This is a genomic window from Bradyrhizobium sp. SHOUNA76, from assembly GCF_023006445.1.
In the GTDB taxonomy this organism is placed as follows: Bacteria; Pseudomonadota; Alphaproteobacteria; order Rhizobiales; family Xanthobacteraceae; genus Bradyrhizobium.
In genome coordinates this window covers 1-7,490 of sequence record NZ_JALBHA010000327.1, presented here as the reverse complement: position 1 = coordinate 7,490, position 7,490 = coordinate 1, and the positions used below count along the sequence as shown (strand labels likewise).

At 64.7% G+C, this 7,490-nt stretch carries 9 protein-coding genes; 4 read left to right on the top strand and 5 right to left on the bottom strand.

The genetic code is table 11. From position 1 onward, the window contains the following. The coding region (locus MOV74_RS26185) for an alpha/beta hydrolase fold domain-containing protein (protein WP_246929243.1) at positions 1–485 on the top strand (485 nt) is incomplete at its 5' end. A 6-nt stretch (positions 486–491) separates the two neighbouring features. Here the strand turns inward: MOV74_RS26185 and MOV74_RS26180 are convergent. Then, the gene (locus MOV74_RS26180) at positions 492–740 is read right to left on the bottom strand and encodes a hypothetical protein (RefSeq protein ID WP_246929242.1); all 249 of its coding nucleotides are present in this window, start codon (positions 738–740) and stop codon (positions 492–494) included. A 214-nt stretch (positions 741–954) separates the two neighbouring features. On the opposite strand from MOV74_RS26180, the gene MOV74_RS26175 reads away from it, so the two are divergent. Further along, the gene (locus MOV74_RS26175; RefSeq protein ID WP_246929245.1) at positions 955–1,818 is read left to right on the top strand and encodes a hypothetical protein; all 864 of its coding nucleotides are present in this window, start codon (positions 955–957) and stop codon (positions 1,816–1,818) included. Positions 1,819–1,973: 155 nt separating this feature from the next. Continuing rightward, positions 1,974–3,557 carry a sensor domain-containing diguanylate cyclase gene (locus MOV74_RS26170; RefSeq protein ID WP_246929241.1) on the top strand — a complete coding sequence of 528 codons (1,584 nt, stop codon included), beginning with the start codon at positions 1,974–1,976 and terminating at the stop codon, positions 3,555–3,557. Between the two features lie 16 nt (positions 3,558–3,573). Here MOV74_RS26170 and MOV74_RS26165 read toward each other — a convergent pair whose 3' ends face one another. The 3 genes from MOV74_RS26165 to MOV74_RS26155 all read right to left on the bottom strand — a co-directional run bounded on the left by MOV74_RS26165 (position 3,574) and on the right by MOV74_RS26155 (position 5,937). Further along, positions 3,574–4,134 (bottom strand): carboxymuconolactone decarboxylase family protein, encoded by a 561-nt coding sequence (locus tag MOV74_RS26165; protein ID WP_246929240.1) that lies wholly within the window; start codon positions 4,132–4,134, stop codon positions 3,574–3,576. A gap of 107 nt (positions 4,135–4,241) precedes the next feature. Continuing rightward, the gene (locus MOV74_RS26160) at positions 4,242–5,405 is read right to left on the bottom strand and encodes a PLP-dependent cysteine synthase family protein (protein WP_246929244.1); all 1,164 of its coding nucleotides are present in this window, start codon (positions 5,403–5,405) and stop codon (positions 4,242–4,244) included. 67 nt (positions 5,406–5,472) lie between these two features. Continuing rightward, positions 5,473–5,937, bottom strand: coding sequence for an Lrp/AsnC family transcriptional regulator (locus tag MOV74_RS26155; protein WP_246929239.1), 465 nt, complete (start codon positions 5,935–5,937; stop codon positions 5,473–5,475). 158 nt (positions 5,938–6,095) lie between these two features. Between MOV74_RS26155 and MOV74_RS26150 the strand changes: the two genes are divergently transcribed. Next, positions 6,096–7,112: a 1-aminocyclopropane-1-carboxylate deaminase gene (locus tag MOV74_RS26150; RefSeq protein ID WP_246929238.1), complete on the top strand. Its 1,017-nt coding sequence runs from the start codon at positions 6,096–6,098 to the stop codon at positions 7,110–7,112. 182 nt (positions 7,113–7,294) lie between these two features. Here the strand turns inward: MOV74_RS26150 and MOV74_RS26145 are convergent. After that, positions 7,295–7,490, bottom strand: a 196-nt coding sequence (locus MOV74_RS26145) for an HRDC domain-containing protein (RefSeq protein ID WP_246929237.1), incomplete at its 5' end; no start/stop codon positions are given.

Genomic DNA, 7,490 nt, shown 5'->3' with positions numbered 1-7,490 from the left:
TGGTGGTCGGCGGCGATTCCGCCGGTGCGACGCTCGCTGCGATCGTGTGCCAGGAGGCGGCGCAAACCGCTGGCCTGGCCATCGCCGCGCAATGCCTGATCTGCCCCGTGCTGGATTTCGAGGAAACCTCGCCCTCACGCGAGGCCTTTGCCGAGGGCCATCTGATCGATCGCGTCACCATCGAGGCCGATCTTTCCGACTATCTGCCTGACGGCGTCGACACCGCCGACCCCCGCGTTTCCCCCTTGCGCGCAACACGCCTCACCGGCCTGCCGACCGCGATCATCCACACGGCTGAGTACGATCCGATGCGCGATGAAGGCAATGCCTATGCCCGCAAGCTGCTCGCTGCTGGCGTCGCCGTCGAGCATGTCTGCCACGACGGCATGGTTCACAATTTCCACGCCATGGGCGCGATCCTGCCGCAGGCGCAGCTCCTGCTGTCGCAGATCGGCGAGCAGGTGCGGCGAGCGGTGGGGAAGTAGCGCGGATCACACCCGCGCGTCGAGGACAGCCCTGGCGGCCACGACGTATTCAGGCCAATGTGCATCCGCATAACTTTCGGCCTGCCTTGCGCAGGTGACGTCGGGCGCATGCGCAGCCGCAATGGTGCGCGCGAAGCGCTCCTCGGCGACCGTCACGTCGTCAGGCGCGGACGTCCGTATGGCGGCAGCCACGGCCGTCGGAGCAACAGCGAGCCCCGCCAGACCAGTGAGCAGAATGCGGCGTGACGTGTTCATGGCTGTCGTCCTTCCATTGTCTCGCCTGCACCCCGGCCGGCGTGTGTGTGTCGGTGCAATCACCACAAGGTAGCCGCCCACGTCCGTGCAGTCCACCGCTTGCAATAGCGCTTGACCGCACCAACGATCACGTTCCATCTAGAAAGAATTCCGTCACCAAATCGCCGCGTCGGATTGTCTCGTGCTCGATCATAGCCCCTTGCATCGCCAGGCTCTGCGCGCTGCCGCGATGGGGCTGCTTTGTCTGACGATCTCGGCCGGCGCCGCCTTCGCTGCCGACGACGCACCGGCAAAGCCGGCCGCACCAAACATCTATCTCGATCTCCGTACGATCTATGCGACGATTCCGGCGGGCACGCTCGGGCTGGGCTTCGGGAACACGTCATTGTCGGCCGCATTCGAGGCGCTGGCGGCGCGCCGGGGCGCAAGCTTGCCGAACGGATTGCCGGCCGCGAAATCGATCGCCGTCGATCTGCCGCTGACGGTGGACGTCAGCGATCGCGTCTCGCTCTATGGCGGTGTGTCGGGCTCGACGACCGACATCGGCGGCGGCTGGTCAGCGTTCGACATCACGAGCTGGAACATCGGCGTGCAGGCCGACCTCCATCAGCAGAACGGCGGCAAGATCCCGACCATCACGCTGCAATCGACGCTGACCCAATCGGTGCCGAACGAGCAGGGCATGACGAATTCGTTCAACAACATCCTGGAATTCGACTACGCGCTCGACGAGGACGAGACGCGGGGCTGGCTGGCCGGCGTGCAATATACCCACACCGACATCGCCAGCCAGCTCGCCAGCATCCGGCCGAACACGATCCTCTATGCCGGCGGCTATTACCAATGGCCGAGCAACTGGAAGTTCACCGGGCGCCTTGGCATGCAGTCGTTCGGCGGCGCGCAGCTCGCCGGCCGGACCTTGGCGGCGTCCTTCACCCAGCCGATCCTGCGGCTCGACCTCGACCGCATGGACGACAACGACAACCGCCTGTTCGGCATCACCGCGCAGATCGCGTGGACGCCGAAGCCGGCCTACCAGGTGACGCTGCGGACACCGCTCTACGCCATCCGCAACTAGTGCGGCCAATGTCACCCCACCTCGCTCGTCAACCAATCGTTAATCCTCATCCAAAATCACTGATCGCGTTACATCGCCGCAAGGAACCTTGAGCGAGACTGGACCGGCTGTTTGGTGTCGTGTTCGTCCCGTCGTTTTCGCTTTGGAGGCTGCGAATGTCCCGCTTGGTTCCGGAACGGACGTTCCTTGCTGGGAAGATCTTTTTCAATTTCGGCCAGTCTTCGATCGACTGCGTCGTGCGCCGCCTGACCGAAGACGCCGCGACGCTCGAGATGGAGAGCGGCCTCGGCGTGCCCGAGCGTTTCCAGCTCAGGCTCGCGGGGCGCGAGATCCTGACCTGCCGCGTGATCTGGCGATCGGATCGTCAGGTCGGGATCGCCTTCGAGCAGCCAGGCAGCGTCGAGCGAGCGGTCGGCGAGGAGCGGGAACGCTCGTCCGACGCGCTGATGCGCAGCCAGATGCTGGCGCTGCGCGCGGCGCTCGATCACGTGCCGACCGGCATCGTGCTGCTCGACTCCAGTCTCAGGGCGCGCCTGATCAACCGGTCGTTCCGCAAGATGTGGCGCCTGCCTGACGAGGTTGCCGACAGCAATCCATCCATCCTCACGCTGCTCCATCACGGCCGTGACACCGGCGCCTATGAAGTGCCCGACCCCGAGCTCGATGCTCTGGTGGCGGAACGCGTCCGTGTGATCGAGGCGGGTGATCCGACGCCGATTGATCTGCGCCGGACCAATGGTGATGTCGTGCGTGTCCAGGTCACGCCCTTGCCCGATGGCGGGCGCATGCTGACCTATACGCCCGTCACGGACATCGTGCGCGCCTCCGACGAGCTGAAGCTGCTGCGGGATGCGCTCGAGAATGTCCAGGATGGTGTGCTCCTTCTCGACTCCGACCTGCACGCCACCTTCATGAACCGGCGTATGCGACGCTTCTGGGAGGTCAGCGAAGACGAGGCCGCGAGCCGGCCGGCCTATTCGTCGCTCGTGCGGCGCTTGCATCGCGCCAGCGCGCCCAATCTACCGACGAACGAGATCGCGCGATTTCCGGCGCGGCGCGTCGAAGAGGTCACGGCTGGCGACCATGTGCGCGACCTGCAGACGCCGGACGGACGGCGCATCAGGGCCCATTGCACCACCATGTCGAATGGCGGCCGCATGCTGACCTATATCGACATCACCGACCTGACGCAAAAAGCCGCGATGCTGGAGACGCTCGCCACCACCGATTCGCTCACCGGCCTTTACAACCGCCGCCACTTCCTCGAGAGCCTCGAGGCCGAGTGGAGCCGGTTTCAGCGCTATTATCGCTCCGTCTCCGTGCTGATGCTCGACATCGACCACTTCAAGTCGGTCAACGATCGCTACGGCCATGCCGTGGGTGACGCCGCGATCAGAGCGGTTGCCGCCGCGTGTCTCGACGGCAAGCGCAAATCGGACATCGTCGGCCGCCTCGGCGGCGAGGAGTTCGCCGTTCTCCTGCCCGAGACCAGCCTGTCGCGGGCGAGGACTGTCGCCGACCGCATCCGCAAGCGCGTGATGAGCGCGCAGATCGTTGCCGGCGAGATTGAGTTCGGCGTCACCGTGAGCATCGGCATCGCGGAGGCCACCGTCAGCATGTCCGGCATCGACGCGATGATGGGCGCGGCCGATCACGCGCTCTACCAGGCCAAGGCCGAAGGCCGCAACCGCTGCATCGCCTTCGCGCCTCCGCCGCCTGCAAGCAAAGCGGCGGAGTGATAGAAGCAACCAGCTCTCAGTCCGGCACCGGCACGTCGAACGTGTTCAGCGTGACCGAGACCATGCAGTAGACGCCGACCAGATACGACAGCTCGGCAGCGCCATGCTCGCCGAACTCCTTCACCGCGGCGCGCCAGGTCAATTCCGGCAGCACACCGCCGCCCACGAGCGCGGATGCGAGGTCATAGGCGACGGCCTCCTGTTTGGTGAGATCGACCGGCCGCTGTCCGGCGACGATCGTCGCGAGCTTCTCGTCGGACAGGCCACGCTGCTCTGCGACCAGCACATGGGCATAGAGCTCGTAGCCGGAACGGAAATGAGAGCCGGTGACGAGGATGGCGACCTCGCGCACCGGCGCGGGCAGCAGCGGGTTCGACGCGATCGCCTTGACCAGCTCCCACACCGGCTTGCCGAAGCGCGGCTCGCGGAGCCAGGGATTCCAGGGCCCGAGCAGCGCGCCGTCGTCGCGCATGTTCACAAAGCCCTTGAAGTGGTCCTTGATGCCGGCTTGCATGTCGTCATAGAGCGGCTTCTGTTCGGCGGACAGATCCTTGGGATCGAGAATGGGAAGGCGCACGGCGGGATCTCCTCGTTGAGAAGACGGGACGGTCGCCTGCACAGGCATGCAAGGCAAGTGAAGTTGCCGTGACATCGCACGCCGGGCGGGCGTTCTCATAATTTGGATTATGTCTCCTCGGAGCGTCGTGCGCTCTGGGGATTTGCGACGTCATCGATGGCAAACGTCAGCGGCTCGCCCGTCGCGAGGAATGACGACAGCGCCTCCTCGAACGGCGCCGGATCGAGGCCGCGTGCCTTTAGCCATTCGGGCTCATAATAGGTCTGACGATAGCGCTCGCCGGAATCGCAGATCAGCGTCACCAGCGATCCTGTCTGGCCTGCCTTGCGCATCTCCGAGGCAAGGCGGCACAGGGCCAGGAAATTGGTGCCGGTGGATCCGCCGACGGTGCGGCGCAGCCGGCGCGACAGCACGTTCATCGCCGCGATCGTGGCCGCATCCGGGATTTTCATCATGCGGTCGACCACACCCGGCACGAAGGAAGGCTCGCAGCGCGGCCGGCCGACGCCCTCGATCAGCGACGGGCGCTCGCACACATGAGAGCGGTCCTGCGTCCGGAAGCAGTCGAAGAAAGCGGAGTGCTCGACATCTGCGACGCACAGCCGTGTCGGATGCTGCCGATAGCGCAGATAGCGCCCGATGGTGGCCGAGGTGCCGCCGGTGCCGGCGCCCATCACGATCCAGTCCGGCAACGGGCGCGGCTCGCCCTGCAACTGCGTGAAGATCGATTCGGCGATGTTGTTGTTGCCGCGCCAGTCCGTCGCGCGCTCGGCGAAGGTGAACTGGTCCATGTAGTGACCGTTCAGGCGCGAGGCGAGTGCAGCGGCTTCCGCATACAGCGCGCGGCCATCGTCGATCAGGTGGCAATTGCCGCCATAATGCTCGATCGCGGCGATCTTCTCCGCCGACGTCGTGCGCGGCATCACGGCGTAGAAGGGGACGCCGATCATCTGCGCGAAATAGGCCTCCGACACCGCGGTCGATCCCGACGAGGCCTCGACCACCGGCGTGCCTTCGCGGATGTGGCCGTTGCAGAGCGCGTAGAGAAACAGCGAGCGCGCGAGGCGATGCTTCAGGCTGCCGGTCGGATGGGTCGACTCATCCTTCAGATAGATGTCGATGCCTGATAGCGCCGGCACGATCAGCCGGATCAGATGCGTATCGGCGGTGCGGCACTGGTCGGCCTCGATCGCGGCCACGGCCTCATCGACCCAGCCGCGGCGATAGGCCGGCCCGGCCGGATCATGGTGGCGGAAGGGAGGCGGCTCCATCGGCATGACCAGGCGATTCCTTGAAAACTGACGTCCATCTAGCACGAGGGCGCATCGTGCAGCCCGCTCAAAATTCCAGCGGCGCGTTGTCGACGACCTCCTTCATCACGAAGAAGGTCCGGGTCTGGCGCACGCCGGGCAGCGCGATGAGCTGCTCGCCGTGGATACGGTTGAAATCCTCCATGTCGCCGACGCGGATCTTCAGGAAATAGTCGAAGTCGCCGGCGACGAGATGGCAGTCGAGCACGAATTTCAGCTTGGCGATCGCCTGCTCGAAGGTGGCGAAGCTCTCCGGCGTCGAGCGGTCGAGCACGACGCCGACCATCACCAGCGTGCCCTTGGCCACCTTCTTCGGCGCAACCATGGCGCGAACGGTGGCGATGAAGCCGTCCTCGAACAGCCGCTGGGTCCGGCGATGGCAGGTGGCGGGGCTGATCGCGACTGATACGGCCAGCTCGGCATTGCTGAGCCGACCGTTATTCTGGAGCAATCTCAGGATCTTAAGGTCAGTTCGGTCGAGTCGAGCGGCCACGAAAGAAACTTCCATAGAAATACGATTTTATGGAAGAATTATTAGCAGATTTCGCAATTTTCGCAAGAACGCGAGCAATATAGGCGCAATATTCGAGAGCACATTTTCCTGGAGTGATGTTAGGCAGCGGCGGACATCAACGCCAATCGGGATGCCCCATGAAGCTGGACAAATTTCCGCGCTATCCGCTGACTTTCGGCCCGACGCCCATCGAGAAGCTGGATCGGCTGTCAAAACATCTCGGCGGCAATGTCGAGGTCTATGCCAAGCGCGAGGACTGCAATTCGGGCCTTGCCTATGGCGGCAACAAGCTGCGCAAGCTCGAATACATCATCCCCGACGCGATCGCCTCCAACGCCGACACGCTGGTCTCGATCGGCGGCGTGCAGTCCAACCACACCCGCATGATCGCGGCGGTCGCGGCCAAGATCGGCATGAAGTGCCGCCTGGTGCAGGAAGCCTGGGTGCCGCACGAGGACGCCGTCTATGACCGCGTCGGCAACATCATGCTCTCACGCATCATGGGCGCCGATGTGCGCCTGGTCGACGACGGCTTCGACATCGGCATCCGCAAGAGCTGGGAGCAGGCGATCGAGGAAGTGAAGGCCGCGGGCGGCAAGCCTTACGCCATTCCCGCCGGCGCCTCCGTGCACAAGTTCGGCGGGCTCGGCTATGTCGGCTTCGCCGAAGAGGTGCGCAAGCAGGAGAAAGAGCTCGGCTTCAAGTTCGACTACATCATCGTCTGCACGGTGACCGGCTCCACCCATGCCGGCATGCTGGTCGGCTTCGCGGACGATGGCCGCGCCCGCAAGGTGATCGGCATCGACGCGTCCTTCACGCCCGCACAGACCAAGTCGCAGGTGCTCGAGATCGCGAAGAACACGGCTGAACTCGTCGAGCTCGGCAAGGACCTCGTCGCTGACGACGTCGTGCTGATCGAGGATTACGCCTATCCCGCCTACGGCGTGCCGTCGGAAGAGACCAAGGAAGCCATCCGCCTCAGCGCGCGTCTCGAAGGCATGATCACCGACCCCGTCTACGAGGGCAAGTCGATGCAGGGCCTGATCGACCTCGCGCAGAAGGGCTATTTCGAGAAGGGCGCGAAGATTCTGTACGCCCATCTCGGCGGCGCGCCCGCGCTGAACGGGTACGCTTATGCGTTCCGGAACGGCTGAGAGCTCCAACTCGCACCTCCCCACCGCGGTCGTCCCGGGCAAGCGTCAGCGCAGACCCGGGACCCAAAACCACAGGGAGATGTTTGGCGAAGAACGTCTCCTCCCCTGCCTCAAGATAGATCACGCGGTATGGATCCCGGATCTGCGCGCGCCTTGTGCACGCTTGTCCGGGATGACGAGGTCTACCGCGTCCTGACGATCTGCAGCAGCTCGTCGCCGTAATGCTCGAGCTTCTTGTCGCCGATGCCGGGCACGTTGCGGAGTTCATCGAGTGTCGTCGGCCAGGCCCGGACGATGCCGTCGATGGTGGCATCGTGCAGCACGACATAGGCCGGCACGCCGCGTTCGCGGGCGATGTCCGAGCGCCAGGACCGCAGC

Coding starts and splice junctions, on each gene's coding strand:
- MOV74_RS26180 (WP_246929242.1), bottom strand. CDS start 740: ATGAACACGTCACGCCGCATTCTGCTCACTGGTCTGGCGGGGCTCGCT.
- MOV74_RS26170 (WP_246929241.1), top strand. CDS start 1,974: ATGTCCCGCTTGGTTCCGGAACGGACGTTCCTTGCTGGGAAGATCTTT.
- MOV74_RS26160 (WP_246929244.1), bottom strand. CDS start 5,405: ATGGAGCCGCCTCCCTTCCGCCACCATGATCCGGCCGGGCCGGCCTAT.
- MOV74_RS26150 (WP_246929238.1), top strand. CDS start 6,096: ATGAAGCTGGACAAATTTCCGCGCTATCCGCTGACTTTCGGCCCGACG.